Source organism: Pseudomonas sp. UYEF17 (assembly GCF_040546125.1).
GTDB classification, from domain to species: Bacteria; Pseudomonadota; Gammaproteobacteria; order Pseudomonadales; family Pseudomonadaceae; genus Aquipseudomonas; species Aquipseudomonas putida_Z.
This window is the reverse complement of the sequence record NZ_JBEPNE010000011.1, coordinates 32,804-59,803: the sequence shown is the minus strand read 5'-3', so window position 1 is coordinate 59,803 and position 27,000 is coordinate 32,804. Positions and strand designations below refer to the sequence as shown.

Genomic DNA, 27,000 nt, shown 5'->3' with positions numbered 1-27,000 from the left:
TATTAGTTTGGATTAAAGACTTTGTTGGTTTGTGGTTGCCAAAATATATGGTTTTGGTTAATTGGCAGACGTGGAAAAGCTAATGTATATAGGGGTTTTCCTGAAATCTATTGTCGGCGAATATGTAATAGAAATTATTTTTTGCCTATTTTTTAGCTTTCAAGCTATCAAGCCTCACCACCAGGTCCTCCGCGCGAAGATGCGTATATCGTTTCAACATCTGCATTGACTTGTGGCCGCTGATGCTAGAAACCTCTTGGTCTGAAAGCCCACCTTCAACCAATCGGCTGACTGCCTCATGGCGAAGGTCGTGGAAGCGGAAATCTGGCATGCCCAGCTTAGATTTGAGCAATCCCCAGATTTTCGTGAAGGCATAAGGGCGCCGCTTCCCGTCCTTTCCAGGTTCACCAAAAAAGATCAAATCGCAATCGATGGGGCGCACAGGGTTTTGAAGCGCTGCTTGGAATGTTGCTGCAGCGAGCTTGCTAAGTGGCACAGTTCGGGCGCTGTCGTTCTTCGTTACCAGAAGGCGTGCTACGCGCTTTTTGACATCGACCTGATGCCGACGTAGCCCTGTGATTTCAGACGATCGCATACCCGTTTCCAAGGCGATGCTGACGATCCATCCGAGCATAGGGTTGCTGTGTTTGTTTACCTCTTTCAGCAAGCGACGTTCCTCGTCTGCTGTAAGCCGACGATTTCGGCCTTCACCTGGGCTCGGTTTCCGAATGTTGAGCACAGGGTTGTATGTGAGTCCGAGGCCCCATTCCTGAATTGCGACAGTGAATAGGTGGCTGAGGAGGGCAAGCTCTAGCCGCACGGTGTTATTGCTGGTGGGTTGGCCGCGGTTGGTCAGGGAGCCCAGGCGTGTATCGCGATAGTTGGCAATAACCTCGGATGACAGAGCCGCCAGCGAGTATTTGCCCAGGTGCTTGATCAACTGCTGAGCCTTGGTCGCCTCGGCCTTCTGCGTGGTGGGCTTCTTGGTAGGGCTGACTTCGCGCAGATACCGCTGCAGCGCATTTTCGAGTGTCAGTCGCTCGGAACCGCTGCGTTGGATATACACACCCCGCACCATTTCATCTTCGGTGCGTCGTGACCAATCCTCGGCGTCACGTTTGGTGCGGAAGGTTTTGGCGTTGGTCGGCCATCCGGTCTTGCGGATGACGGCCTTCCAGGTGCCGGCAGGGGTTTTGACGATTGTGGCCATCTGAAGGACTCCAAAGGCGTGCAAGCGAAGCCGCACTGTACCTAATTTGTACCTTCGGACCATAGGACTGATCCGGCTGCCACAAACCCAGAAAGCTGAAAGCCGCGTAATACGCGGCTTCAAGGTTGGTGGGCCCACACGGACTCGAACCGTGGACCAAAGGATTATGAGTCCTCTGCTCTAACCGACTGAGCTATAGGCCCTCAGTAAGTGGCCGGATTATAACGAGGGTTTCGCACCTGTGCCATCTGAAAGATCCGATAGTGCTATGCGAAGAAACGTCGCCGCGAAGTCGTCCGGGGGCAGGGGCAGGCTGACGATGTAGCCCTGGATCTGTTCACAGCCTTCAGCCGCCAGGAAGCGTTGCTGGGCCTGGTTTTCCACACCCTCGGCAATGATGGTCAGCTGCATGCTGCGGCCCAGGGCGATGATCGCGCGGGCGATGGCGGCGTCGTGGGGGTCGTCGGGCAGGCCGCGGATGAACGATTTGTCGATCTTGAGGATGTCCAGCGGCAGGCGCTTGAGGTAGCTCAGCGATGAATAACCTGTGCCGAAGTCGTCGATGGCCAGCTGCACGCCCAGCTTCTTCAGCTGGTACAGCACGGCCAGGGCTTCCTCTGCCTGGCTCATGATGAAGTTTTCGGTGATTTCCAGCTGCAGGTCGCCGGCCTTGAGCTGGTAGTGCTTCAGCAACTGTTCGATGCGCCGGGCAAGGTGGGGGTGGCGTAACTGGGCGCCGGCGAGGTTTATCGACAGTGGGCCGAAGGGGTCGTAGTGCATCTTCCAGGCCTGCATCTGCCGGCAGGCCTGTTCCAGTACCCAGTCGCCGATCTGGAGGATGGTGCCGTTCTCTTCCGCCAGGTGGATGAAGTGCTCTGGCGGCACTTCACCAAAGGTCGGGTGGCTCCAGCGGATCAGCGCTTCGGCGCCGACCAGGCTCTGGGTCTTGAGGCTGAGCTTGGGCTGGAAGCACAGGCTCAGTTCGTTGCGCTCGATGGCGCGGCGCAGTTCGTGCTCCAGGGCGATGCGTTCGCTGGCCTGGGCGGTGAGGTCGAGGGTGTAGGCTTCGACGCGGTTGCGGCCCTTGGCCTTGGAGCGGTACATGGCTGCGTCGGCGTTGCGAATCAGTGTGGAAACGTCGGTGCCGTCCTGTGGATAAAGGCTGATGCCGATGCTGGCGCTGGTGAAGAACTCGTGCTCGCCGGCCTGGAACGGCGCGTTGAAACAGGCCAGCAGCTTGTTGGCGATGGCGCTGGCGTCACTGGGTTTGTGCAAGCCGGGCAGCAGTATGATGAACTCGTCGCCGCCCAGGCGGGCCACGGTGTCGACATCACGCACCTGCTCCTTCAGGCGTTGGGCAATGCCCTTGAGCAGCAGGTCACCGACCGGGTGGCCGAGGCTGTCGTTGATGTGCTTGAAACGGTCGAGGTCGAGGAACAGCACCGCGCCCTTGCGGTTGGACACTTGCGAGCAGGTGAGTGCGGCCTGCAGGCGGTTCTCGAACAGGGCACGATTGGGCAGGCCGGTCAGCGGGTCGTGGTGGGCCTGGTAGTCAAGCTTGGCCTGGGCGTGCTTGAGGCTGGAGATGTCGGCAAACACGGCGACGAAGTGGGTGATCTCGCGCTCTCTGTTGCGCACGGCGCTGATGGTCAGCCAGCCGGGGTACAGCTCGCCGTTCTTGCGCTTGTTGTAGATCTCGCCTTGCCAGTGGCCTTCGTCGGTCAGCTGGTGCCACATGGCGACATAGAACGCGCTGTCGTGCTGGCCGGAGGCAAGCAGGCGCGGGGTCTGGCCGAGGGCTTCGATCTCGCTGTAGCCGGTGATTTCGCTGAAGGCGCGGTTGACGGCACTGATGCGCTGGTCGATGTCGGTGATCAGCACGCCTTCGGCGGTGTTCTCGAACACGGTGGCGGCCAGCTGCAGCTTTTCCTGCATCAGGTGGCGCTCGGTGATGTCGCGGGCGATGGTCAGCATGCAGTCGTCGCCGGCAATCGGCAGCGGCCGTGCAGAGAGCTCGCAGAGGCGAATCTGCCCATCACTGCGGCGCAGGTGGCACGTGAAGTCGCGTACGAAGCCGTCGCGGTTGAGCTGTTCGACCAGGCGCTTGCGCTCGTTGAGGTCGACCCAGATGCCCAGGTCCAGCGAGGTCTGGTCGAGGGTCGGGCTGAGGTCATAGCCGGTCAGGCGACAGAAGCCCTCGTTCACTTCAAGCAGCAAGCCGTCGCTCTGGCGCGACAGCAGCAGGCCATCGGGCGAGGCATGGAAGGCCTTGGCGAATTTCTCTTCCGAGATTTGCAGCTGCTCCTGGGTTTCCTTGAGCTGGCTGATGTCGCGTACCGCTACCACCAGCGCGAGGTTGCCGTCGAGCTCGAAGGTTTCGGCCGAGGTCAGGCCGGTGAACAGTTGTCCGTTGCTACGGCGGAAGCTCATTTCCAGGTTGCGGATGCCGCCCTGGTGCAGGCGTTCGAGCAGCCGCGGGCCGGTGCCTTCGACGCCCCACAGGTTGAGCTCGGTGGCGGTGCGGCCGATTACCTGGCCCGGGGTGAGGCCGATCTGCTCTTCGAAGGCTTCGTTCACCTCCAGCAGGCAGCCGTCGCTGTGGCGGGCGATCAGCAGGATGTCGGGGCACTGCTGGAACACCGAGGCGAACTTCTGCTCGGACAGGCGCAGGGCGTCCTCGGTGCGCTTGGTCTCGCTGATGTCGATCATCAGGCCACGCATCACCGGCTGGTGGCCATGCTCGATCATGCTGACGATGTTGCGTACCCACAATGGCTGGCCATCGGCCCGGATTACCCGGTAGTCGAGGCTGTGGTCGCGCCCGGCGGCAGTTTCGCTGTCGCAGTAGGCTTGGGCCCAGAGGGCATCCTCCGGGTGCAGGATGCTGCGCCAGAAACCGGGCTTGAGCCAGTCGGCCAATGGGTAGCCGAGCAGGCCTTCGGCGTGGGGTGAGACGTAGCTGTAGGTGAAGTCGTTGGCGTCGGCCTCCCAGGCGATGGCGGACAGGCTCTCTACCAGGCTGCGATAGTGGTACTCGCTGCTGCGCAGTTCCTGTTCCAGGGCGATGCGCCGGGAAATTTCCGAACTGAGCCGGCGGTTGATGCGGATGACCACTGCCAGCACGGCCATCAATATCAGCACCGCGGGCAGGCCGTATACCAGCAGGTCGGACCAGAACATCCGTTGGTCGACCACATTGCCCACCCAGCGTTGCTGGATCTGGCTGACTTCGCCGCTGCTCATGTCGGCCATCACTTTGTCGAGAATGCCGACCAGCACCTTCTTGTCGCGCGGGGCGGCCATGGCCAGCTGGTAGCGGTAGGGCGTTTCACCGCTGACGTAGAGGCCGTCGAGCTTGAGCTGGCGCAAGCTCCAGATGCTTGAAGCGAGGTCGCCGACCACCGCGTCCACTTCGTCGGTGGCCAGGGCCTGCAGGGTGGAACTGACGTTGGGCAGGGCCACCAGGTTGAGGTCCGGGTGGTGGGTGCGCAGCAGTTCGTGCGGGGCGTAGTTTTCGACCACGGCAATCTTCAGACCGTACAGGTCGTCCAGGTTGCGCGGCTGTGCGCCGCCTTTGTGGGCGAGGATGACGATGGGGAAGTCGAGGTACGGCCGGGTGAAGGCCAGGTAGCCTTGGCGTTCGGGGGTGGACATGATGCCGGGCAGCAGGTCGATGCGGCTTTCGCGGGCTTGCGCCAGTACCTCGGTCCAGCTGCTGGGTTCGACCGGTTTGAGCGTCACACCCAGGCGTTGCTGGATCGTGGCGATGTAATCGGCGGCCAATCCCTGGTATCGGCCCTCCTGGTCGCGAAACTCGAACGGTGGCCAAGAGGCGTCTACACCCAGGCTCAGCTGCGGGTGGGCAGCCAACCAGGCTTTCTCCTCGTCTGTCAGGGTCAGGGCGCCGGCCGCTGTGTTCCACAAAATCAGGAGCAGCAACAGGATGGCCGGCATCAGCGGCATAGCGGCCTCACATTCAAGTGGTATGAAGTCGAGTGTAGACGGGCATTGCTGCAGGTGTGCGGTGGAGGGCGGGGTCTTTTGTCAGAGACAGCAGGGTCTTGCGGCTGTGGGGCGGCCTGCAGTGCCTTCATGGCATGCGCGCGCCCTGTAGGAGCAGCCTTGTGCTGCGAAGACGCCAGTTAGGCGAAAGATCATCTACTGTTGCAATGGACTCTTCGCAGCACAAGGCTGCTCCTACAGAGATCGCGCCAGAATTCAGATTTTGCGCAACAGGCGGAAAAGAAAAACCCCGGCCTGGGCCGGGGTTTTGTCATCACTCGTCGAGGAAGGAGCGCAGATGCTCGCTGCGAGTCGGGTGGCGCAGTTTGCGCAACGCCTTCGCTTCGATCTGACGGATCCGCTCGCGGGTCACGTCGAACTGCTTGCCCACCTCTTCGAGGGTGTGGTCGGTGTTCATGTCGATACCGAAACGCATGCGCAGCACCTTGGCTTCGCGTGCGGTCAGGCCCGAGAGCACGTCACGGGTGGCTTCCTTGAGGCTTTCGACCGTGGCCACGTCGATCGGGGACTGCATGGTCGAGTCCTCGATGAAGTCGCCCAGGTGCGAATCTTCGTCGTCACCGATCGGGGTTTCCATGGAGATCGGCTCTTTGGCGATCTTCAGTACCTTGCGGATCTTGTCCTCAGGCATTTCCATGCGCTCGCCCAGCTCTTCCGGGGTCGGTTCGCGACCCATTTCCTGCAGCATCTGGCGGGAAATACGGTTGAGCTTGTTGATCGTCTCGATCATGTGCACCGGAATACGGATGGTGCGCGCCTGGTCGGCGATCGAACGGGTGATCGCCTGGCGGATCCACCAGGTGGCGTAGGTCGAGAACTTGTAGCCGCGACGGTATTCGAACTTGTCCACCGCTTTCATCAAGCCGATGTTGCCTTCCTGGATCAGGTCGAGGAACTGCAGGCCACGGTTGGTGTACTTCTTGGCGATGGAGATCACCAGACGCAGGTTCGCCTCGACCATTTCTTTCTTGGCGCGGCGGGCCTTGGCTTCACCGATCGACATGCGACGGTTGATTTCCTTGATCTCGGCAACGGTCAGGCCGGTTTCGGTCTCAAGGTCGATCAGCTTCTGCTGGCAAGCGACGATGGCAGCGTCCTTTTCACCCAGGGCGGCAGCCCACTTGGTGTTGCGCTTGGCCAGGTCACCGCTCCAGGTCTGGTCGGTTTCGTTGCTCGGGAACATGCGCAGGAAGTCGGCACGCGGCATGCGGGCGTCACGCACGCACAGCTGCATGATGGCGCGTTCCTGCTGGCGCAGGCGGTTCAGGGCGTCACGAACACGCTCTACCAGTACCTCGAACTGCTTCGGCACCAGCTTGATCGGCATGAACAGGTCGGCCAGGGCCTGCAGGGCGTCGATGCTTTCCTTGTGGGCGCGACCGTTCTTCTTCAGGACCTTGTTGGTGGCCTGAAGCTGGTCGTTGACCGCACCGAAACGCTGGCGGGCGACTTCCGGGTCCGGGCCGCTCTCGGCCTCTTCCTCGTCGTCACCGCTTTCGGATTCATCCTCGTCGTCGTCGGACTCTTCCTTCGCGGCGGCGGCCTTGGTGCCAGGGATCGGCACTTCTTCGGTCGGCGCGGCGATATTGTCATCAGGGTCGATGTAACCGCTGAGAACGTCGGACAGACGGCCACCTTCGGTGGTGACACGGTCATATTCGCCGAGAATGTAGTCGACAGTGCCCGGGAAGTGGGCGATGGCGCCCATGACTTCACGTATGCCTTCCTCGATACGCTTGGCGATTTCGATCTCGCCTTCGCGGGTCAGCAGCTCAACGGTACCCATTTCGCGCATGTACATGCGCACCGGGTCGGTCGTGCGGCCGATATCGGTTTCAACTGCCGCCAACGCAGCAGCGGCTTCTTCGGCCGCGGCTTCGTCGGTGTCGGCTTCCGCCAACAGAAGGGCATCCGCATCCGGAGCACTCTCGAATACGTTGATCCCCATGTCGTTGATCATGCGGATGATGTCTTCCACCTGTTCCGGATCTGAAATATCCTCAGGCAGGTGGTCGTTGACCTCCGCGTAAGTCAGGTAGCCCTGCTCACGACCGCGGGTGATCAACTCTTTGATACGAGACTGCTGTTGCGCTTTTCCGGACATAACACCCTATCCACTGAAGGTCTTGGCGGGCAAAAAACAAGCCGAGGATTATACCCGAGCATGGGCCTCACGCGCCAGATGAGGTCGGCGTTTGTGCGGGAACATTCCGGCTCAGCAGGGCGAGGAGCTGGGTTTTTTCCTCGCTGGTCAATTCGCTTTGACGTGATTTCCTGAGCAGTTGTTCCAGGCTGCGCTCGCGTTGGCGGGCGGACAAGCTAGTTATAGTGTCGAAAAACTGTTGTTCAAGGTTGTCGGCCACGATCAGCCATTCCTTTTCCGCCAGGGCCCGCAGCAGGCGCCCCTGTTCGGTGCCGTGCCAACGTGCGATCAACTGCATTGAGCTTAGCCCAGGATTTTTCTGCGCGGCTTCGATCAGTGCCACCAGAAGCTGGCTGTACAGGTGTTCTTCGTCGGCGAAGTGGCTGGCATCCTCCACCTTGCCGGCCAGCAGCGGGTGGTGCAGCAGGGTGCGCAGGGCGGCCAGGGTGGGCGGCTCGACCGGGGCCGGTACGCGTGGTGGCGCTTCGTCACGTTGCTGCCATGGCTTGCCACCCTTGCGGTTCTTGTCCCAGGGTTTGTCGCTCCACTGCTTCTTGCCCGCGCCCTTGTTCGGCTTCCACTCCTGTTCCTGATGAACGGGGGCGAAGTCGTGCTGCGGCATGTCGCCGTAGTCGGGGGTGTAGCTGGCCATGGCGTCGTAGTCGTAGCCAGGGTCGTAGTCCGGCACGCTGCTGGCGGCCGGGGCGTGTTGCGCCAGTTGTTCGACCTGCTGCGGGTCGAGGCCGGTGATTTCCTTCAGGCGGTTGCGCATCAGCTGGCGCAGGTTGGCGCCGGGGATCTTTTCGATCAGCGGTGCGGCCAGGGTCGCCATATGCGCCTTGCCTTCCAGCGAGCGCGGGTCGGCTTCGGCGCCTAGTTGCTCGAAGAAGTAATCGGCCAGCGGCTGGGCGTGCTGGTTGATGCGGGCCATGAAGGCATCGGTGCCTTCGGCGCGCACCAGGCTGTCCGGGTCTTCGCCTTCGGGCAGGAACAGGAAGCGCGCGCGGCGGCCGTCCTGCAGGTTCGACAGGGTCGACTCCAGGGCGCGCCAGGCGGCCTTGCGCCCGGCCTGGTCACCGTCGAAGCAGAACAGCACGCTGGGTACCACGCGGAACAGGCGCTTGAGGTGCTCTTCGCTGGTGGCGGTACCGAGGGTGGCCACGGCGTTGCGCAGGCCCTGCTGGGCCAGGGCAATGACGTCCATGTAGCCCTCGACGACGATGATTTCGTCGAGGTTGCGGTTGTGCTTGCGTGCCTCGTACAGGCCGTAGAGTTCCTGGCCCTTGTGGAACACCGGGGTTTCCGGGGAGTTCAGGTACTTGGGTTTGTCGTCGCCGAGCACCCGGCCACCGAAGGCGATGATGCGCCCGCGGCTGTCGCGGATCGGGAACATCACCCGGTCGCGGAAGCGGTCATAGCGCTTGCCGCTTTCGGCGTTCTCGATCAGCAGGCCGGCATCGATCATCACCTTCTGCTGCAGAGTGTCGGCACCCAGGTGCTTGAGCAGGTTGTCCCAGCCTGGCGGGGCGAAGCCCAGGCCGAAGTCGCGGGCGATTTCCCCGGACAGGCCACGGCCCTTGAGATAATCCACCGCCGCCTTGCGGGTCGGGTGGCTGCGCAGGGCCTGGCGGTAGAACTCCGAGGCGGCGTCCAGCAGCGGGTACAGCGGCGAATCGGTTGGCTGGCGCGGCTTGTGGTCGCGGCGGCCTTGCTCGCGGGGCACTTCCATGCCGGCGGCGCGGGCCAGCTCCTCGACGGCCTGGGGGAAGTCCAGGTTGTCGTGGTCCATGACGAAGCCCAGGGCGTTGCCGCCGGCACCGCAGCCGAAGCAGTAGTAGAACTGCTTGTCGGGGCTGACCGTGAAGGAAGGGGTCTTTTCCTTGTGGAACGGGCAGCAGGCGGAGTAGTTCTTGCCGGTTTTTTTCAGCTGGACGCGTGAGCTCACCACGTCGACGATGTCGAGGCGGTTGATAAGGTCGTCGATGAAACTCTGGGGAATCAGCCCGGCCATGGCAGTCTCGTCATCTGGCAGCTGGCAAGTCTAATCGCTCACGCGCCGGATGGGGCGAGTGCCGCTTGGGAAAGTGCGAGGGAATGTGTGCTCGTCGCCGGCCCCTGAGGGCCCGTCAGTCGGACGTGCACGTCTGGTCATACAACAAGGAGGACCAGCTCTGACGTTTCAGGCAGGTTGCCCATGTGCAGTTCGCATGAAGCTTGTGCAGGGCCTTGAGCTAGCTGCTCAAGTTTGAAGCGACCACTGCCATCGCCCGGCGGTTAGCCGGGCAGGGCAGAAGCTTTGCGTAGAACGTCTGTATTAGTACAGACGAACGGCGCGGCGCTGTTCGCGCTGAACTTTCTTGGCGTGACGCTTAACAGCAGCAGCTGCTTTGCGCTTACGCTCGGCGGTCGGCTTCTCGTAAAACTCGCGGCTACGAACTTCAGCCAGTACACCGGCTTTTTCGCAGGAGCGCTTGAAACGACGCAGAGCTACGTCGAAGGGTTCGTTCTCTTTAACTTTGACGGCTGGCATCCAGGGCTACCTTAATTCATTACCGGGGTAGACGTGCTCCTGGCAAAACAAAGGTGTGCTGGAGAACGTCGGTTTTCAAGGGTTGCGGATGTTAACCCTTAGCAAGCCGGAATGCAAAGCCTCTGATCGAAAACCGCTGGTCGGCATCCGACACGGGGACTATCATGCGCGGCTTCGAATTCAGCCCCCACAAGGGACGAACCCATGCTAGTACTGGGATTGGAAACATCCTGCGACGAAACTGGCGTCGCATTATACGACAGCGAACGCGGTTTGTTGGCCGACGCGCTGTTCAGCCAGATCGACCTGCACCGCGTGTTCGGCGGTGTGGTGCCAGAGCTTGCCTCGCGTGACCACGTCAAGCGCATGCTGCCACTCATCCGCCAGGTGCTGGATGAGGCCGGCTGCGTCGCCACCGAGATCGACGCCATCGCCTACACCGCGGGCCCTGGCCTGGTCGGTGCCCTGCTGGTGGGGGCCTCCTGCGCCCAGGCGCTGGCCTTTGCCTGGGACATCCCGGCGATTGGCGTACACCACATGGAAGGCCACCTGCTGGCACCCATGCTGGAAGAAAACCCGCCGGAGTTTCCGTTCGTCGCTTTGTTGGTTTCTGGTGGCCACACGCAGTTGGTGCGGGTCGATGGCATCGGCCAGTACGAGCTGTTGGGCGAGAGCCTGGATGACGCCGCCGGCGAAGCGTTCGACAAGACCGCCAAGCTGATCGGCCTGAACTACCCCGGTGGCCCGGAAATCGCCCGCCTGGCCGAGCGCGGCGTGCCTGGCCGCTTCGTGTTCCCGCGGCCGATGACCGACCGCCCGGGCCTGGAGTTCAGCTTCAGCGGCCTGAAAACCTTTGCCCTGAACACTTGGCAGCAGTGCCGCGATGCCGGCGACGACAGTGAGCAAACCCGTTGCGACCTGTCCCTGGCATTCCAGCAGGCGGTGGTGGAGACTTTGACTATCAAGTGCAAGCGGGCGTTGAAGCAGACTGGCCTCAAGCGCCTGGTCATTGCTGGTGGCGTCAGCGCCAACAAGGCCTTGCGTGCGTCCCTCGAGGACATGCTCGGCAGCATCAAGGGCAACGTGTACTACGCGCGCCCGCAGTTCTGCACCGACAACGGCGCGATGATCGCCTATGCCGGCTGCCAGCGGTTGTTGGCCGGGCAAAAGCAGGACCTGGCAATCAGCGTGCAGGCACGCTGGCCGATGGAGCAGTTGCCGCCGGTTTAAGCGTTAGAAGTGCCGTTCGCGGCCTGCGAACAGGTCGCGCAGGTTGCTGCGGTGGCGCCATACGATCATCGCTGTCAGCACGGTGATCGGCAGCAGGGCCTCTGGCTCGCGCCAGGCCAGCAATGGCAAGGTCAGCGGTGTGGCGATCAGCGCCGCCAGCGAGCTGGTGCGGGTGAGGTAGAAGGTCAGCAGCCAGGCGCCAATGGCCAGCAGCGCGGCCGGGAAGTACAGGGCCATGAGCATGCCGGCGGCGGTTGCCACGCCCTTGCCGCCCTGGAAGCGGAAGTACAGCGGGAACAGGTGGCCCAGCACTGCGCAAACGCCAACCCAGGCCTGCGCGTGCAGGTCCAGCCCGGCACCGCGGGCGAGCAATACCGGCAACAGGCCCTTGCACAGGTCGCCAAGCAGGGTCAGGATCGCCAGTTTGCGGCCTGCCAGGCGTAGCATGTTGGTGGCGCCGGCATTGCCTGAACCGCTGGAACGCGGGTCCGGGCTGCCCGTAAGGCGGCTGAGGACGATGGCGAAGGACAGCGAGCCGAGCAGGTAGGCGAGCAACGCCAGTAACCAAAACATGCTAACTATTCCGGGCGAGGACGCCCTGATTCTAACGGCGCCAGTCGCCCTTGTCGTGCTGTGGAGAGAAGTGCTTGGACAGAGTGTTCATCGAAGGCCTGGAAGTCGATACCGTCATCGGTGCCTATGACTGGGAGCGGGATATTCGCCAGTGCTTGCGCCTGGACCTGAGCTTTGCCTGGGACAACCGCCCGGCTGCGGCCGGTGACGACCTGAACCTGGCGCTGGACTATGCCAGTGTGTCGGCGCGCATCCAGGCGTTTGCCGAACAGGCCCGTTTCGAGTTGGTGGAAACCTTCGCCGAGCGCCTGGTGGCGACGTTGATGGAAGAGTTCCATATCCCGTGGGTGCGGTTGAAACTGACCAAGCCGGGTGCGGTGCCGGCGGCCCGTGGTGGTGTTGGCGTGGAGATCGAGCGCGGATGTCTCTGAGCACGGTTTACCTGGGCCTTGGCAGCAACATCGACCGCGAGGCGCACTTGTGCGCCGGGCTCGATGCGTTGGCGGGCATCCTGACCGACATGCGCTGTTCGCCGGCGTTCGAAAGCCAGGCAGTGGGGATCAAGAGCGGGCCGTTCATAAACTTCGTGGTGACCGGGCAGACTGTGTTGCCGTTGATCGAACTGGACCGCCGGTTGAAGTTCATCGAGGCCGACAATGGCCGCTATGCGCCGGACCGCAAGGGCCTGCCGCTGGATATCGACGTGCTGATGTATGACGGCCTGCACGGCACGTTCGACGGGCTGGTATTGCCTCGGGCCGAGATCCTGAAGAACGCCTTTGTGCTGTGGCCGCTGTCGCTGCTGGCGCCAGATCTGGTGCATCCGGGGGTAGGCAAGACAATGGCGCAGTTGTGGCAGGAGGCGCGGATTGATCAGGTGTTGGCCCCGGTTGCCTTTGAGTGGCGTGGGCTGCAGCTGACTCCCGCGTAAGCCTGTACCGGCCCTTTCGCGGCTAAAGCCGCTCCCACAGATACAGCGACAACCTCGAGAGCAACGCCGTACCTGTGGGAGCGGCTTTAGCCGCGAAAGGGCCGGTATGTTCAGCCGAGCTTGTAAGCCTCGAGCGCTTTCAGCCGCTCACCTTTGAGCGCTTCACCCAAGGCCTGGCCGGTCAGCCCTGCCTGCACCAATGGCTTGACATCCACTGCCCGCGCCGCCGCAGCTACCCCTCGCAGGTAGTCGGCCTGTGGATAACCCGCTTTGCCCTCGCCCAGCGCTGTCATCTCGCAAGCGATCAGGAAGTCTTCGAACCGCTGTGGCCGCCGGTACACATCGAACTTCTGCAACAGCTCCAGCAGTGCCGTGGCAGGCAGCTCCTTCGCCTGGTTGCCCAGCTTCAGGCACTCACCCGTCAGCAGCGCCAGCTCCTGGCACTCTCGCGGTGCCTTCAGGCGCTGGTTGATGGCTTTGATCGCGGCCGGTGTCAGCGACTGCAGCAGGCAGGCCCAGCGTACATGCAGGGGCTGTTCGTGCATCGCCGCCTGTTCCAGCGCCGCCAGGGCCTGGGGGGCGTCACCAAGCTCTGGCAGCAGCTCCTGCAGGGCCCCACAAGCATGCAGCACCTGGAAGAACACCTGCGGCTGTGCCTCCATCAGCGCCCGCTCGATTTCCTTCCAACTGCGCTCGGCGGTCAGCGCCTGCAGTTCGCCCGAGGCGCTGATCTGGCGCATCAGCTCAAGCGTCTCATCGGCAACCCGGAAACCCAGCGGCGCATAACGGGCAGCAAAGCGCGCAACACGCAGCACACGCAATGGATCTTCGGCGAATGCCGGGGAAACATGGCGTAAAAGGCGCTGGTCGAGATCGCTCTGGCCGTGATAGGGGTCGTACACCGTACCCGTCTCGTCCTCGGCCATCGCATTGATGGTCAGGTCACGGCGGATCAGGTCTTCTTCCAGGGTCACATCGGGGCTGGCGTGGAAGGTGAAGCCGCCGTAGCCTCGACCGCTCTTGCGCTCGGTGCGCGCCAGGGCATATTCCTCGCCGGTTTTCGGGTGCAGGAACACCGGGAAATCAGCGCCGACCGGACGAAAGCCCTTGGCGTGCATTTCCTCGACCGTGGCGCCGACCACCAGCCAGTCGATATCGCTGACAGGGCGGCCGAGCAGGCGGTCGCGCACGGCGCCGCCAACTTTGTAGATGTGCATGTGCAGCTCTCCATAACTGCCGACAGGATACCCTGTCGGCACTCATGGCGTGGCACTAGAGGTGGTGGATGACGGCCAGGTCCATGCGGCCGTAGTCGGCACTTTCGCCGTGCTCGCCGCGTGGTGGCATGTGGTGGGTCTTCATCACCTGCTCGCCCTGGACGGTCTCCAGGTGGATGTCGAAGCCCCACAGGCGGTGCAGGTGCTTGAGCACTTCGTCCGTAGAGTCGCCCAGCGGTTTGCGGTTGTGTTGCTGGTGACGCAAGGTCAGCGAGCGGTCGCCGCGACGGTCGACGCTCCAGATCTGCACGTTCGGTTCGCGGTTGCCCAGGTTGTACTGCGCCGCCAGTAGTTCGCGAATGGTCCGGTAGCCGGCCTCGTCGTGGATGGCAGGTACATACAGGTCGTCGCGCTGGTCGTCATCGAGGATGCTGAACAGCTTCAGATCGCGCATGACCTTCGGCGACAGGTACTGCAGGATGAAGCTCTCGTCCTTGAAGCTGCTCATGGCGAACTTGATGGTAGAAAGCCAGTCACTGCCGGCAATGTCGGGGAACCAGCGGCGATCTTCTTCGGTCGGGTTCTCGCACATGCGGCGTATGTCGGTGTACATCGCAAAGCCCAGTGCGTAGGGGTTGATGCCGTTATAGTAGGGGCTGTCGAAGCCGGGCTGGAACACCACGCTGGTGTGCGACTGCAGGAACTCCATCATGAAGCCTTCGGTGATCAGCCCCTCATCGTACAGGTCGTTCATCAGCGTGTAGTGCCAGAACGTCGCCCAGCCTTCGTTCATCACCTGGGTCTGGCGCTGCGGGTAGAAATACTGGGCGATCTTGCGCACGATGCGCACTACTTCACGTTGCCAGGGCTCTAGCAGCGGGGCGTTCTTCTCGATGAAATACAGGATGTTTTCCTGCGGTTCGGCGGGGAAGCGTGCATCATCGCGCTCGTTACCCTTGTCGGCACTCTTCGGAATGGTTCGCCACAGGTCATTGATCTGCCGCTGCAGGTGCTCCTCGCGCTCCTTCTGCCGCCGCCGCTCCTCTTCGGCGGAAATCGGATAAGGCCGCTTGTAACGGTCGACGCCGTAGTTCATCAGGGCATGGCAGGAGTCGATCAGGTCTTCCACGGCATCGATGCCATGGCGCTCTTCGCACTGGGCGATGTACTGCTTGGCGAACACCAGGTAGTCGATGATCGAACTGGCGTCGGTCCAGGTGCGGAACAGGTAGTTGCCCTTGAAGAAACTGTTATGGCCGTAGCAGGCATGGGCGATCACCAGTGCCTGCATGCACATGGTGTTTTCTTCCATCAGATAGGCGATGCACGGGTCGGAGTTGATCACGATCTCGTAGGCCAGGCCCATCTGGCCACGGCTGTAGGACTTCTCCGTGCTGAGGAACTGCTTGCCGTAGGACCAGTGGTGATAACCCAGCGGCATGCCGACCGAGGCGTAGGCGTCCATCATCTGCTCGGCGGTAATCACCTCGATCTGGTTGGGGTAGGTGTCCAGGGCGTAACGCTCGGCCAGGCGGCTGATTTCCCGGTCGTAGGTCTGGATCAGTTCGAACGTCCACTCGGACCCGGTGGAAATAGGTTGGCGTCTCTGTGCTCTGGCGGTCATGTGGCTAACCTGCGCTGGAAGAGTTCACGGAAGACCGGGTAGATATCGCCGGCCGATACCAACTGCTGCTGGGCGAACGTGTCGGGGAAGGCTTCGCCGATGCGCTCGTATTCGTACCACAGCGCCTGGTGTTCACGCGGGGTGATTTCAACGTAAGTGTAGTACTGCACATGCGGCATGATCTGCTTGGCCAGGATGTCGCGGCAGATCGGCGAGTCGTCGTTCCAGTTGTCGCCGTCGGAAGCCTGGGCGGCGTAGATGTTCCAGTCGCTGGCCGGGTAGCGTTCGGCCATGACCTCCTGCATCAGTTTGAGTGCGCTGGAAACGATGGTGCCGCCGGTTTCCCGCGAATAGAAGAATTCTTCCTCGTCGACTTCACGGGCGCTGGTGTGGTGGCGGATGAACACCACTTCGATGCGGTCGTAGTTACGCTTGAGGAACAGGTACAGCAGGATGAAGAAGCGCTTGGCGATGTCCTTGGTGGCCTGGGTCATCGAGCCGGACACGTCCATCAGGCAGAACATCACCGCCTTGGAGCTGGGGTTGGGCTGCTTGACCAGCAGGTTGTACTTGAGGTCGAAGGTGTCGAGGAAGGGCAGGCGGTTGATGCGTGCCTTCAGGCGCTCGATCTCGTGTTCGACTTCCTGGATATCGGTGAAGTTGTCTGGCTCCTCGACCTTCAGGCGGGCGAGTTCCTTCTGCGCTTCGCGCAGCAGTGCGCGGCTGCTGCCGGTCAGGGCGATACGCCGGGCATGGGCCGAACGCAGGGTGCGCACGATGTTGATGCGGGACGGGTTGCCTTCGTTGGCGATACCGGCGCGCACGGTCTTGAAGGTGTCGGCCCCGGTCAGGTGACGTTTGACCAGGTTGGGTAGCTCGAGGTCCTCGAACATGAACTCGAGGAATTCTTCCTGGGTGATCTGGAAGACGAAGTCGTCCATGCCTTCGCCGGAGTTGCCGGCCTTGCCTCGGCCGCTGCCACCGCCACCGCCTTGTGGCCTGGGGATGTGTTCACCGGCGGTGAATTCCTTGTTGCCTGGGTGCACGATGGTCTGCTTGCCCCCGCGACCATGGTGCAGCACCGGTTCGTCGATGTCGCGCCCCGGGATGCTGATCTGCTCGCCATGTTCCATGTCCATGATGGAACGGCGGCTAACCGCCTCTTCGACGGCTTTCTTGATGTGTTCGCGGTACCGCCGCAGGAAGCGCTGGCGGTTCACCGTGCTCTTGTTCTTGCCGTTCAGGCGTCGATCTATAACGTAGCTCATGGTCCCTCCGGTAGCTGGGAACAGCTGCACGCTTCAAGCTACGAGCTGCTGCGCGTAAAGGCAGCAAAGCAGCTGCCGCCGCCCAGGGCTGGCATAGCAGCCCTGGGCGCGCGGTGGGTAGCTTGTCGCTTTATTGCGATTTCCTGACCCGCAGGTACCATTCCGACAGCAGACGAACCTGTTTGTCGGTGTAGCCACGCTCCACCATCCGTGTGACGAAGTCGTTGTGTTTCTGTTGGTCCTCCTTGCTTGCCTTGGCGTTGAAGCTGATGACCGGCAGCAGGTCCTCGGTGTTGGAGAACATTTTCTTCTCGATCACCACCCGCAGCTTTTCGTAGCTCAGCCAGCTCGGGTTCTTGCCATTGTTGTTGGCCCGGGCACGCAGCACGAAGTTGACGATTTCGTTGCGGAAATCTTTCGGGTTGCTGATGCCTGCCGGCTTCTCGATCTTCTCCAGTTCTTCGTTGAGGGCGATACGGTTGAGGATTTCCCCGGTTTCCGGGTCGCGGTATTCCTGGTCCTGGATCCAGAAGTCTGCGTACAGCACGTAGCGGTCGAAGATGTTCTGGCCGTATTCGCTGTAGGACTCCAGATAGGCGGTCTGGATTTCCTTGCCGATGAACTCGATGTAGCGCGGGGCCAGGTACTCCTTCAGGTAGCGCAGGTAGCGTTCGCGCACCTCGGCCGGGAACTGTTCCTGCTCGATCTGCTGCTCCAGCACATACAGCAGGTGCACCGGGTTGGCGGCCACTTCATGCGGGTCGAAGTTGAACACCTTAGACAGGATCTTGAAGGCGAAGCGGGTCGACAGACCGTTCATGCCTTCGTCGACGCCGGCGGCATCGCGGTACTCCTGGATCGACTTGGCCTTCGGATCGGTGTCCTTGAGGTTTTCCCCATCGTACACCCGCATCTTCGAATAGATGTTGGAGTTTTCCGGCTCTTTCAGGCGCGATAGTACGGTGAACTGGGCGAGCATCTTCAGCGTGTCTGGCGCGCAGTGGGCCTTGGCCAGCGAACTGTTGATCAGCAGCTTGTCGTAGATCTTGATTTCGTCGCTGACGCGCAGGCAGTACGGCACCTTGACGATGTAGATCCGGTCGATGAACGCCTCGTTGTTCTTGTTGTTACGGAAGGTGTGCCACTCCGATTCGTTGGAGTGGGCCAGCAGAATCCCGGAGTAGGGGATGGCGCCGAGGCCTTCGGTACTGTTGTAGTTGCCTTCCTGGGTGGCGGTGAGCAACGGGTGCAGGACCTTGATCGGTGCCTTGAACATCTCGACGAATTCCATCAGGCCCTGGTTGGCCCGGCACAGCGCGCCCGAATAGGCATAGGCGTCGGCGTCGTTCTGCGGGAATTCCTCGAGCTTGCGGATATCCACCTTGCCGACCAGCGCCGAAATGTCCTGGTTGTTCTCGTCACCGGGTTCGGTCTTGGCGATGGCGATCTGGTTGAGGATCGACGGGTACAGCTTCACCACCTTGAACTTGCTGATGTCGCCGCCGAACTCCTGCAGGCGCTTGGTAGCCCAGGGCGACATGATGGTGTTCAGGTAGCGCCGCGGGATGCCGAACTCTTCCTCGAGAATGGCCCCGTCTTCGGTGGCGTTGAACAGGCCCAGGGGCGATTCGAATACCGGCGAGCCCTTGATGGCGTAGAACGGTACCTTTTCCATCAGCTGCTTGAGTTTTTCGGCCAGCGACGACTTACCGCCGCCCACCGGGCCCAGCAGATAGAGGATCTGTTTCTTTTCCTCCAGGCCTTGGGCGGCGTGGCGGAAGTAGGACACGATCTGGTCGATGCACTCTTCCATGCCATGGAAGTCGGCAAAGGCCGGATAGCGGCGGATAACCTTGTTGGAGAAGATTCGCGACAGTCTGGAGTTGGTGGAGGTGTCGATCAGCTCCGGCTCACCGATGGCCAGCAACAGCCGTTCGGCCGCCGATGCGTAGGCACTGCGATCCTCTTTGCACAGCTCGAGGTACTCCTGCAGCGAGAGTTCTTCCTGGCGCGTAGACTCGAAACGTTGTTGGAAGTGGCTAAAAATACTCATGACGTCACCTCGCTCGATACGTGGAGACGACGCCGGATCAGTCAGCTGATGCTGGCATGCAACCGGGGTTGCCGATTGCTGTATACCCCCCAGAACACCCTGTAACGCTACCGATGACCCGCACGCCGGTGTACCGGCTCTCCCCTTTTTCTGGATGGCCTGCGCTTAAGAATAGTTGGTTATCCGCAAGGTCAAGGGCGAGGGGCGGAGAAGTTGCGAACGACCGTTCGTCAGATAAGCCGCAAGCCCGCATGGGGCGCGGGCTGCAGTAAAAATGAAAAAATTATTCGGTAGTGCCCTGGGCGGTTTCGGCCGGGTAGGTGGCGCGCCACAGCTCAAAGCCGCCGTCGACGCTGTATACGTCCGAGAAGCCTTGGCCCACCAGATAGGCCGCAGCGCTCTGGCTGGAATTGCCGTGGTAGCACACCACCAGGGTTGGGGCATCGAGGTCGGCATTGCGGATGAACTCGGCGACCGAATGGTTATCCAGATGCTTGGCACCGGTGATGTGGCCGGCGGCAAAGGCCTGCGGGTCGCGAATGTCGACGACTACCGCACCTTGCGCGCGCAGGGCCAGGGCCTGTTCGGGAGGGATGCGCTTGAATTCGCTCATGGGTACGGCTTCCTTCAGGATTGATCGTTCAGTGTAGGCGTTTGGGTGGGGAGGCGTAAGTTGCCGTCGTCGCTGCAGTCACAGCGGTGGTATTCGCCGCTGTCGACGTTGTACAGGGTCATGGCACCGCCCCACACGCAACCGGTGTCCAGGGCGATGATGCCGGGCTCGTCGACCTGCCCCTGCAGGGCGGCCCAGTGGCCGAAGATGATCTTCACGTGGCGTGAGCGGCGGCCTTTGTGTGCGTACCAGGGCTTGTAGCCTTTGGGGGCGGTATCCAGGCCTTCCTTGCTCTTGAGGTCGAGCTTGCCCTCGGCGGTGCAGAAGCGCATGCGTGTGAGGTAGTTGGTGATGACCCGCAGGCGTTCGATGCCGCTGAGGTTCTTGCTCCACTTGTTCGGCTCGTTACCGTACATGCCGTCCAGGTACAGTTTCAGGCGCTCGTCGTCGCGCAGCACTTCCTCGACCTCGGCGGCCAACTCCAGGGCTTTGCCCAAGGTCCATTGCGGTGGAATGCCGGCGTGAACCAGGGCAATGCCACGGGGTTCGTCGTAATGCAGCAGCTTTTGCTGGCGCAGCCAGTCGAACAGCTGGTCGGCGTCCGGCGCTTCGATGATCTCGCGCAGGGTGTCGCTTTTCTTCAGGCGTTCGACGTTGTGCCAGGCGGCCAGCAGGTGCAGGTCATGGTTGCCCAGCACGCACACCAGCGACTGGCGGATCGAATAAAGGAAGCGCAGGGTTTCCAGTGACTCGGGGCCGCGGTTGACCAGGTCACCGACCAGCCACAGGCGGTCGACGGCGGGGTTGAAGTTGACCCGTTCGAGCAGGCACTTGAGTGGCTGCAGGCAGCCCTGCAGGTCACCGACGGCGTAGGTAGCCATCAGTGCAGCGCCCCGGGCACCGCCAGGCGGAAGGGGGCGATCTCGGCATCGAAGCGTTTGCCGTCTTCGGCGAACATCTGGTAGCTGCCCTGCATGGTGCCCACGCGGGTGCTGATGACCGCGCCGCTGCTGTAGGTATGGCTCTGGCCCGGGTCGATATTGGGCTGCTGGCCGACCACGCCGGCGCCACGCACCTCCTCGACCTCGCCGTCACCGTTGGTGATCAGCCAGTGGCGCGACAGCAGCTTGGCCTTGAGCGAGCCATTGTTCTGCACGGTGATGGTGTAGGCGAAAGCGAAACGACTGTTCTCGGGGTCGGATTGTTCTTTGAGGTAGCGGGTCACGACGCTGACGTCGATCTGATAGCGGGGGTCGGACATGCAAGGGCCTTGGGCGAACTGACGCAATAATGCAGTCTAGGCCATTGAGAGGGGGAAGGGCCAGCGGTGAGGGGCTTGGGGATTTGTGTTGTCTGTCCCGGCCCTTTCGCGGGTAAACCCGCTCCCACCTGGCCGGCATGGGTTTCAAGGCATGCACAGCACCTGTAGGAGCAGCCTTGTGCTGCGAAGAGGTCATTACTGTCGAAGAAATTTTTTGCCCTACTGGTTTCTTCGCAGCACAAGGCTGCTCCTACAAGGTACTGCGCAGATTTTGAGGGCTGTGGAGTACCTGTGGGAGCCGGCTTGCCGGCGATAGGGCCGGTACAGGAGATATCAGGCTTGTTGGTCAGCCAACTGGTCAGCCAGGCGCACGAAGGCGGCCAGGTCCAGCTGTTCAGGGCGGAGGCTGCCGTCCACGCCGGCAGCTTCGATGGCCGCGCTGTCGAGCAGGCCTTTCATGGTGTTGCGCAGTGTCTTGCGGCGCTGGTTGAAGGCTTCGCGTACCACCTGCTCCAGCAGCTTTGCGTCCTTGGCCGGGTACGGCAGCACTTCGTGCGGCACCAGGCGGACGATGGCCGAGTCCACTTTCGGCGGCGGGTTGAAGGCGCCAGGGCCAACGTTGAACAGGTGTTCGACCCGGCAGTGGTACTGCACCATGATCGACAAACGCCCCCAGTCACCACCGCCAGGACCGGCGGCCATGCGCTCGACCACTTCCTTCTGCAACATGAAGTGCATGTCGCGGATCAGCCCGGCATGGCTGAGCAGGTGGAAGATCAGTGGGGTGGAGATGTTGTAGGGCAGGTTGCCCACCACCTTGAGGCTGCGCGGTGGCACGCCCAGCTGGTTGAAGTCGAACTTCAGGGCGTCGCCCTGGTGCAGGCGGAAATTGCTGCGGCCGGCAAACTTGTGCTGCAGGATCGGCACCAGGTCCTTGTCCAGTTCCACCACGTCCAGCTGTGCCCCGCTGCCCAGCAGGCCTTCGGTCAGGGCGCCCTGGCCGGGGCCGATTTCCAGCAGATGTTCGCCGGCCTTGGCGTTGATGGCACGCAGGATGCGGTCGATGATGCCGGCGTCGTGCAGGAAGTTCTGGCCGAAGCGCTTGCGCGCCCGGTGTTGGTATTGCTCGTTCATGGTCGGTTCTCGGCCATCTGGTAGGCGGTTTCCAGCGCGACGCGCAGGCTGCCGGTGTCGACCTTGCCGGTGCCGGCCAGGTCCAGGGCGGTGCCGTGGTCGACCGACGTGCGGATGATCGGCAGGCCCAGGGTCACGTTGACCGCAGCGCCGAAGCCTTTGTACTTGAGTACAGGCAGGCCCTGGTCGTGGTACATCGCCAGCACCGCATCGCAGTGCTCCAGATATTTGGGGGTAAACAGGGTATCGGCCGGCAGCGGCCCGCGCAGGTCCATGCCTTCGGTGCGCAGGCGGGCCAGGGTCGGCTCGATGATGTCGATTTCCTCGCGGCCCAGGTGGCCGCCCTCGCCCGCGTGCGGGTTGAGGCCGCACACCAGGATGCGCGGGTTGGCAATGCCGAACTTGTCGCGCATGTCGGCATGCAGGATACGGGTTACACGCTCGACGCGCTCGGCAGTGATGGCGTCGGCAATGTCGCGCAGCGGCAGGTGTGTGGTCACCAGGGCCACACGCAGGCCACGGGTGGCCAGCATCATCACCACTTGCGCGGTGTGGGTCAGCTCGGCAAGGAATTCGGTATGCCCGGAGAAGGCGATACCGCTTTCGTTGATCACGCCCTTGTGTACAGGGGCGGTGATCATCCCGGCGAAGTGCCCGTCCAGGCAGCCTTGCCCGGCACGGGTCAGGGTTTCCAGCACGAACGCGGCATTCGCCTTGTCGAGCTGGCCCGGCACTACCGGGGCCGCCAGGGGGGTATCCCAGACGTACAGGCTACCCGCTGGCGCCGGCTGCTCGGGCCACAGGCCCGGCGCTACCGGCAGCAGGTTGACGGCCAGCCCCAGCTGCGTGGCCCGCTCGGCGAGCAGGTCACGGCTGGTGATGGCGATCAGGGGGTGGGGCTGGGCGTCTGCGGCGAGCAGCAGGCACAGGTCGGGGCCTATGCCGGCCGGCTCGCCGGGGGTGACGGCGAAGCGCAGGGGCTTCACTGGGCGGCCTGGTCAGCGCCAGGCAGCTTGATTTCAACGTAGGCCTCGTCGCGGATCTGGCGCAGCCAGGTCTGCAGCTCTTCGTCGTACTTGCGGTTGCGCAGTACGTTCATGGCCTGCTGCTCACGAGCCTGCTCGGTGCTGTCGGTGGCGCGACGGCCCAGCACTTCCAGGACATGCCAGCCGTACTGAGTCTTGAACGGACGGGTGACTTCGCCTTGGGCGGCGTTGGCCATCTGCTCGCGGAACTCCGGTACCAGGCTGTTCGGGTCAACCCAGTTGAGGTCGCCGCCGTTGAGCGCCGAACCCGGGTCTTCCGAGAAGCTCTTGGCCAGCTCGCCAAAGTCTTCGCCGTTCTTGATGCGCTCGTACAGGCGCTCGGCCAGTTGCTCGGTAGCAGCCTCGCTGCGGATCTCGCTAGGCTTGATCAGGATGTGGCGAACGTGCACTTCGTCACGCAGCACGTTCTCGCTACCACCGCGCTTCTCCTCGAGCTTGAGAATGATGAAGCCGTTGGGGATGCGGATAGGCTGGGTAATTTCGCCAACCGGCATGCTGCTGAGCATCTTGGCGAAGTCTGGTGGCAGCTGGCCGGCTTTACGCCAGCCCATCTCGCCGCCTTCCAGGGCGTTTTCGCTGGCGGAGCGGGCAATGGCCATCTGGCCGAAGTCCGCGCCCTGCTTGAGCTGCTGGTACACATCGCCAACCTGGCGCGCGGCGGCCTGGATGGCTTCCGAGTTGGCCGCTTCCGGGGTCGGGATCAGGATGTTGGCCAGGCGGTACTCTTCCGACATCTGCATCTTGCCAAGGTCGGAGTTGAGGAAGTTCTTCACTTCCTGCTCGGACACCTGGATACGCTCGGCCACGCGGCGCTGGCGCACGCGGCTGATGATCATCTCGCGCTTGACCTGCTCGCGGGCGTCGTCGAACGACATGCCGTCACGGGCCAGGGCGGCGCGGAACTGGTCCAGCGACATGCCGTTGCGCTGGGCAATGGTGCCCATGGCCTGGTTCAGTTCTTCGTCGGTGATGCGGATGCCGGAGCGCTCGCCGATCTGCAGTTGCAGGTTCTCGACGATCAGACGTTCCAGTACCTGCTGGTCCAGCGCACCGGCAGGCGGCATGCCGCCGCCACGCTTGGCGATGGTTTGCTGGACCTCGCGGACACGCTGGTCCAGCTGGCTTTGCATGACCACGTCGTTGTCGACGATGGCCACCACGCGATCAAGAGGTTGCACCGCGGCATGCACCGCGCCACTCAGCAATGCAACGCCCAGCAACGCCGGGCGCAGTCGATCAATAAGCTTGGTCTTCACGTTCACGATAACCTTGAATGCCTTCGTCGAGGAAAGACTCGACCTTGTTGCCGACTACACCACCGAGGCCTTTCAGCACGATCTGAAGGAAGATGCCGTGGTCGCCTTTTTCGTTCTGCGGCAGGGCTTGGCTGAAGTCGTCGTAGTCGATCCAGTAACGGTTGATCAGACGCAGCTTCCAGCAGCAGTTGTCGTACTCGAAACCGCCCATGGCTTCCAGGGTGCGATTGCGGTTGTAGTCGTGCTGCCAGCGAGCGATGACGCTCCACTGCGGAACGATCGGCCAGATGACGGAGAAGTCATGCTGCTGGATCTTGTAGTAGTCCTTGATAAAGTTAGGTTGTCCTTCAACTCCATAGTTACCACCGCCTACTACCCACTGACCGGTGGCCGAGTCGTAAGCAATGGTGTCGTTACGGTAGCGATAACCGAGGTTAACCACTTTGTTCGGGTTGTCTTCAGGCTGGTAGTGGAACATCGCGCTGCCTGAGCGGGTGCTGCGGCTGTCCGGGTCCCAGTTGAAGTCTGAGTTGAAGCGCCAGTCGCGGTTGAAGAAGTAGTTGTACACCAGCGCGTACGGCGACACGTCTGACTGCGAGTCGCTGCGGGTGCGGTAGTCGATACCCGGCAACTGGACTTTGCGATCCTTGAAGTAGTACGCCTGACCGATGCTGAAGTTCTGGCGCTCGAAACCGTTTTCTTCGATCCAGCGAGTCGTCACGCCCAGCGACAGTTTGTTCTCGTCGCCGATACGGTCAGTACCGCTGAAGCGGTTTTCACGGAACAGGGAGTCGTAGCTGAACAGCGTTTCACCCGAGTCGAACAGTGGAATGTCCATCTGGTCCTTGTACGGGACATAGAGATAGAACAGGCGCGGTTCGAGGGTCTGCTTGTAGTTCGTGCCGAACAGGGAAGTGTTGCGATCGAAGTACAGGCCACTGTCGACGCTGAAGATAGGAATATCACGGTTCTGGGTGCTCGAGAAATCACCGCGCAGGTCGCGGGTGGCTTGCGAGGCGTTGGCAAGGTCGGCCTTGCCTTCGCTGTCCAGGTCCAGGTCGTAATTGGTGTACATGTAGGTCAGCTTCGGCTTGAGGTAGCCATAGCTGGCCTCCATCGGCAGGCTGATGGACGGCGCGAGGTTAAGGCGGGTGCCGTTGGCCCTTGCGAGACCAAAGATGTTCTCATCAAGACGTTGGCCGTTGGGCCCGGCAGTGGTGTCCAGTACCCCGTCTTCGTTGAACACCGGGCCTGTCTTTAAATCGCGATCAAAGCGCACGGCTTCGGTGTTGTAGCTGAAGTCGAGACCGCCCGGGTGGTACGGCAGCATGCCATTGAAGGTAATCTGCGGCAGGCGATCATACGGCGTGATTTGCGAGATGGTCGCCATCTCGTAGGCATGCACGTTCAACCGCGCGGTATAGCTGTCACCGCGATAGGTCAGTGCACCCTGCTGGTTCAGCACGTCCTGGGTTTCAACACCAATCTGGTCGGTTTCCAGATCCTGGAAGTAGAACGGATCGCTGATGTCGGTGTAGTCCACCTCGGCCATCAGGCGCTCGTCCAGCCCGCCCTTGTGCTGCCAGTTGACCATCCAGCGCTGCTCTTTGTAGTCAGTCTGCTCTTTGCGGTCGTCGTTCTTGTCGTTGAGGTACGCGCCACCGAACTGGCCTTCGCTGGAAGGCGTCAGGTAGCGGAACTCGCCTTCCATCAGCAGGCCGCGCTTGGTCATGTAGCGCGGGTACAACGTGGCGTCGTAGTTCGGCGCCAGGTTGAAGTAGTACGGCGTGACCAGCATGAAGCCGGTGTCGCTGGTGCTGCTGAACGATGGCGGCAGGAAGCCGGACTGGCGACGGTCGTCGATCGGGAAGTAGATGTACGGTGTGTAGAACACCGGGAAATCCTTGACCCGCAGCGTAACGTTGGTCGCGGTACCGAAACCGGTGGCCGGGTTCAGGGTGATGTTGTTGCCCTTCAGCTGCCAGGCGTTGCTGCCCGGTTCGCAGGTGGTGTACGTACCGTCCTTGAGGCGGATGATAGCGTTCTCGCCACGCTTGGCGTACAGGGCACTGCCGCGGATGTGCGACTTGTGCATCACGTATTCGGCGTTGTCGACCTGGGCTTCGCCCGTGTCGAGCTGGATCTGTGCCTCGTCACCGACCACCAGCGAACCGTTGTCACGGATCTTGACGTTGCCCTTGAGCTCGCCACGGTTTTCGGTCTGGTAGAGGTTGGCCTCGTCGGCCTCGGCCTGCATGCTGCCCTGGCGCATCACCACGTCACCGGCGAGGGTAGCGATCTGCTGCTCCTGCTGGTACTTGGACACCTTGGCGTTGATGTAGGTCGGCGACTCGTCCTTCGGCGTGGTGTCGGCCATGCCCGGGCGGGTTGGTTCGATGTAGGCGCCACCGCAGTACGGGCCGGTTTCGGCCAGCTGTGCGGCAGTGAGCTTTTCACGCGGAACCCAGTCCAGGTGGCTGTAGTCTTCGCTACGCGACTTCAGGCCACGGCCCTTGGCCTCGGTGACCAGCATCGGCCGGTCCGCGGTTTCGCCTTCGCTCGCGGCTTCGGTGCCGGTGCTGACAGCAGCACCCTCATGCACCGGGCGCGGCGGCAGGTTGTTGGCTGGGGTCTTGGGCTTGCAGTCCCAACCACCGGAGGCGGACACTTGGCAGTCGAACTGTTCGGCTGCCACCACGTAAGACGTGGCCAGAGGTTGCAGGGCCAGCAAACCGCCGGTTACCAGCAACGGAAACTTTCTACGAAACGCGGGGGATTTCAATGCCATCTTATTAGTCCGGGCTTCCTGCGTGCCATCTGCCCGCGTGTGGGGCCGCACGCCTCTCGATGGTCTGAAAAAGATGCTGGATAATAAAGCATGACCCGCT

General features: G+C 62.0%; 20 protein-coding genes and 1 tRNA gene. 3 read left to right on the top strand and 18 right to left on the bottom strand.

The annotated features are described in order from the left end of the window. Window positions 1-145: 145 nt before the first annotated feature. The 6 genes from ABIB24_RS17100 to rpsU form a co-directional block, all read right to left on the bottom strand. On the bottom strand, window positions 146-1,210 hold the full coding sequence (locus ABIB24_RS17100) for a tyrosine-type recombinase/integrase (protein WP_004887790.1): 1,065 nt from the start codon (window positions 1,208-1,210) through the stop codon (window positions 146-148). A 126-nt stretch (window positions 1,211-1,336) separates the two neighbouring features. Beyond that, window positions 1,337-1,413, bottom strand: a tRNA-Ile gene (locus ABIB24_RS17095). A gap of 16 nt (window positions 1,414-1,429) precedes the next feature. Continuing rightward, window positions 1,430-5,173: an EAL domain-containing protein gene (locus tag ABIB24_RS17090; protein ID WP_354316934.1), complete on the bottom strand. Its 3,744-nt coding sequence runs from the start codon at window positions 5,171-5,173 to the stop codon at window positions 1,430-1,432. Window positions 5,174-5,486: 313 nt separating this feature from the next. Continuing rightward, window positions 5,487-7,337, bottom strand: a complete 1,851-nt coding sequence (gene rpoD, locus ABIB24_RS17085; RefSeq protein WP_137162841.1) for an RNA polymerase sigma factor RpoD — start codon at window positions 7,335-7,337, stop codon at window positions 5,487-5,489. Window positions 7,338-7,404: 67 nt separating this feature from the next. After that, window positions 7,405-9,387 (bottom strand): DNA primase, encoded by a 1,983-nt coding sequence (gene dnaG, locus ABIB24_RS17080; protein WP_289514986.1) that lies wholly within the window; start codon window positions 9,385-9,387, stop codon window positions 7,405-7,407. Window positions 9,388-9,690: 303 nt separating this feature from the next. Continuing rightward, window positions 9,691-9,906: a 30S ribosomal protein S21 gene (gene rpsU / locus ABIB24_RS17075; RefSeq protein ID WP_003255575.1), complete on the bottom strand. Its 216-nt coding sequence runs from the start codon at window positions 9,904-9,906 to the stop codon at window positions 9,691-9,693. A gap of 204 nt (window positions 9,907-10,110) precedes the next feature. Here rpsU and tsaD point away from each other — a divergent pair, with 204 nt between their 5' ends. Next, entirely contained in the window at window positions 10,111-11,136 is a 1,026-nt protein-coding gene (tsaD, locus tag ABIB24_RS17070; RefSeq protein ID WP_025337452.1) for a tRNA (adenosine(37)-N6)-threonylcarbamoyltransferase complex transferase subunit TsaD, read from the top strand. Window positions 11,137-11,139: 3 nt separating this feature from the next. Here the strand turns inward: tsaD and plsY are convergent, their stop codons facing one another. Beyond that, window positions 11,140-11,709 (bottom strand): glycerol-3-phosphate 1-O-acyltransferase PlsY, encoded by a 570-nt coding sequence (gene plsY / locus ABIB24_RS17065; protein WP_013970581.1) that lies wholly within the window; start codon window positions 11,707-11,709, stop codon window positions 11,140-11,142. Window positions 11,710-11,783: 74 nt separating this feature from the next. Between plsY and folB the strand changes: the two genes are divergently transcribed. Beyond that, window positions 11,784-12,140, top strand: coding sequence for a dihydroneopterin aldolase (folB, locus tag ABIB24_RS17060; RefSeq protein ID WP_004375185.1), 357 nt, complete (start codon window positions 11,784-11,786; stop codon window positions 12,138-12,140). Then, complete coding sequence (gene folK / locus ABIB24_RS17055) at window positions 12,131-12,640, top strand: 2-amino-4-hydroxy-6-hydroxymethyldihydropteridine diphosphokinase (protein ID WP_354316933.1); 510 nt, start codon at window positions 12,131-12,133, stop codon at window positions 12,638-12,640. The genes folB and folK overlap by 10 nt, the downstream gene beginning before the upstream one ends. 110 nt (window positions 12,641-12,750) lie before the next feature. Here folK and ABIB24_RS17050 read toward each other — a convergent pair whose 3' ends face one another. The 11 genes from ABIB24_RS17050 to ABIB24_RS17000 form a co-directional block, all read right to left on the bottom strand. Then, window positions 12,751-13,857, bottom strand: coding sequence for a multifunctional CCA addition/repair protein (locus tag ABIB24_RS17050; RefSeq protein ID WP_354316932.1), 1,107 nt, complete (start codon window positions 13,855-13,857; stop codon window positions 12,751-12,753). A 55-nt stretch (window positions 13,858-13,912) separates the two neighbouring features. Next, window positions 13,913-15,481 (bottom strand): SpoVR family protein, encoded by a 1,569-nt coding sequence (locus ABIB24_RS17045; protein ID WP_025337455.1) that lies wholly within the window; start codon window positions 15,479-15,481, stop codon window positions 13,913-13,915. After that, window positions 15,478-16,749, bottom strand: coding sequence for a YeaH/YhbH family protein (locus tag ABIB24_RS17040; protein ID WP_013970586.1), 1,272 nt, complete (start codon window positions 16,747-16,749; stop codon window positions 15,478-15,480). The genes ABIB24_RS17045 and ABIB24_RS17040 overlap by 4 nt, the downstream gene beginning before the upstream one ends. A gap of 130 nt (window positions 16,750-16,879) precedes the next feature. Continuing rightward, window positions 16,880-18,802 (bottom strand): PrkA family serine protein kinase, encoded by a 1,923-nt coding sequence (locus ABIB24_RS17035; RefSeq protein WP_015268718.1) that lies wholly within the window; start codon window positions 18,800-18,802, stop codon window positions 16,880-16,882. Between the two features lie 283 nt (window positions 18,803-19,085). Further along, entirely contained in the window at window positions 19,086-19,415 is a 330-nt protein-coding gene (glpE, locus tag ABIB24_RS17030; RefSeq protein WP_286100913.1) for a thiosulfate sulfurtransferase GlpE, read from the bottom strand. A 14-nt stretch (window positions 19,416-19,429) separates the two neighbouring features. Further along, entirely contained in the window at window positions 19,430-20,296 is an 867-nt protein-coding gene (locus ABIB24_RS17025; RefSeq protein WP_085618945.1) for a symmetrical bis(5'-nucleosyl)-tetraphosphatase, read from the bottom strand. Next, window positions 20,296-20,676, bottom strand: a complete 381-nt coding sequence (apaG, locus tag ABIB24_RS17020) for a Co2+/Mg2+ efflux facilitator ApaG/CorD (protein ID WP_012270198.1) — start codon at window positions 20,674-20,676, stop codon at window positions 20,296-20,298. Before apaG ends, ABIB24_RS17025 begins: the two co-directional genes overlap by 1 nt. A 333-nt stretch (window positions 20,677-21,009) precedes the next feature. Continuing rightward, window positions 21,010-21,810 (bottom strand): 16S rRNA (adenine(1518)-N(6)/adenine(1519)-N(6))-dimethyltransferase RsmA, encoded by an 801-nt coding sequence (rsmA, locus tag ABIB24_RS17015; RefSeq protein WP_025337458.1) that lies wholly within the window; start codon window positions 21,808-21,810, stop codon window positions 21,010-21,012. Further along, window positions 21,807-22,796, bottom strand: coding sequence for a 4-hydroxythreonine-4-phosphate dehydrogenase PdxA (gene pdxA / locus ABIB24_RS17010; RefSeq protein WP_075044408.1), 990 nt, complete (start codon window positions 22,794-22,796; stop codon window positions 21,807-21,809). Before pdxA ends, rsmA begins: the two co-directional genes overlap by 4 nt. Next, complete coding sequence (locus ABIB24_RS17005) at window positions 22,793-24,112, bottom strand: peptidylprolyl isomerase (RefSeq protein WP_015268722.1); 1,320 nt, start codon at window positions 24,110-24,112, stop codon at window positions 22,793-22,795. The genes pdxA and ABIB24_RS17005 overlap by 4 nt, the downstream gene beginning before the upstream one ends. Beyond that, complete coding sequence (locus tag ABIB24_RS17000; RefSeq protein ID WP_354316931.1) at window positions 24,093-26,900, bottom strand: LPS-assembly protein LptD; 2,808 nt, start codon at window positions 26,898-26,900, stop codon at window positions 24,093-24,095. Before ABIB24_RS17000 ends, ABIB24_RS17005 begins: the two co-directional genes overlap by 20 nt. Window positions 26,901-27,000 lie beyond the last annotated feature (100 nt).

Coding starts and splice junctions, on each gene's coding strand:
- rsmA (WP_025337458.1), bottom strand. CDS start 21,810: ATGAACGAGCAATACCAACACCGGGCGCGCAAGCGCTTCGGCCAGAAC.
- rpoD (WP_137162841.1), bottom strand. CDS start 7,337: ATGTCCGGAAAAGCGCAACAGCAGTCTCGTATCAAAGAGTTGATCACC.
- ABIB24_RS17040 (WP_013970586.1), bottom strand. CDS start 16,749: ATGAGCTACGTTATAGATCGACGCCTGAACGGCAAGAACAAGAGCACG.
- ABIB24_RS17050 (WP_354316932.1), bottom strand. CDS start 13,857: ATGCACATCTACAAAGTTGGCGGCGCCGTGCGCGACCGCCTGCTCGGC.
- dnaG (WP_289514986.1), bottom strand. CDS start 9,387: ATGGCCGGGCTGATTCCCCAGAGTTTCATCGACGACCTTATCAACCGC.
- apaG (WP_012270198.1), bottom strand. CDS start 20,676: ATGTCCGACCCCCGCTATCAGATCGACGTCAGCGTCGTGACCCGCTAC.
- ABIB24_RS17025 (WP_085618945.1), bottom strand. CDS start 20,296: ATGGCTACCTACGCCGTCGGTGACCTGCAGGGCTGCCTGCAGCCACTC.
- ABIB24_RS17100 (WP_004887790.1), bottom strand. CDS start 1,210: ATGGCCACAATCGTCAAAACCCCTGCCGGCACCTGGAAGGCCGTCATC.
- tsaD (WP_025337452.1), top strand. CDS start 10,111: ATGCTAGTACTGGGATTGGAAACATCCTGCGACGAAACTGGCGTCGCA.
- glpE (WP_286100913.1), bottom strand. CDS start 19,415: ATGAGCGAATTCAAGCGCATCCCTCCCGAACAGGCCCTGGCCCTGCGC.
- folK (WP_354316933.1), top strand. CDS start 12,131: ATGTCTCTGAGCACGGTTTACCTGGGCCTTGGCAGCAACATCGACCGC.
- ABIB24_RS17090 (WP_354316934.1), bottom strand. CDS start 5,173: ATGCCGCTGATGCCGGCCATCCTGTTGCTGCTCCTGATTTTGTGGAAC.
- plsY (WP_013970581.1), bottom strand. CDS start 11,709: ATGTTTTGGTTACTGGCGTTGCTCGCCTACCTGCTCGGCTCGCTGTCC.
- ABIB24_RS17035 (WP_015268718.1), bottom strand. CDS start 18,802: ATGAGTATTTTTAGCCACTTCCAACAACGTTTCGAGTCTACGCGCCAG.
- ABIB24_RS17045 (WP_025337455.1), bottom strand. CDS start 15,481: ATGACCGCCAGAGCACAGAGACGCCAACCTATTTCCACCGGGTCCGAG.
- rpsU (WP_003255575.1), bottom strand. CDS start 9,906: ATGCCAGCCGTCAAAGTTAAAGAGAACGAACCCTTCGACGTAGCTCTG.
- ABIB24_RS17000 (WP_354316931.1), bottom strand. CDS start 26,900: ATGGCATTGAAATCCCCCGCGTTTCGTAGAAAGTTTCCGTTGCTGGTA.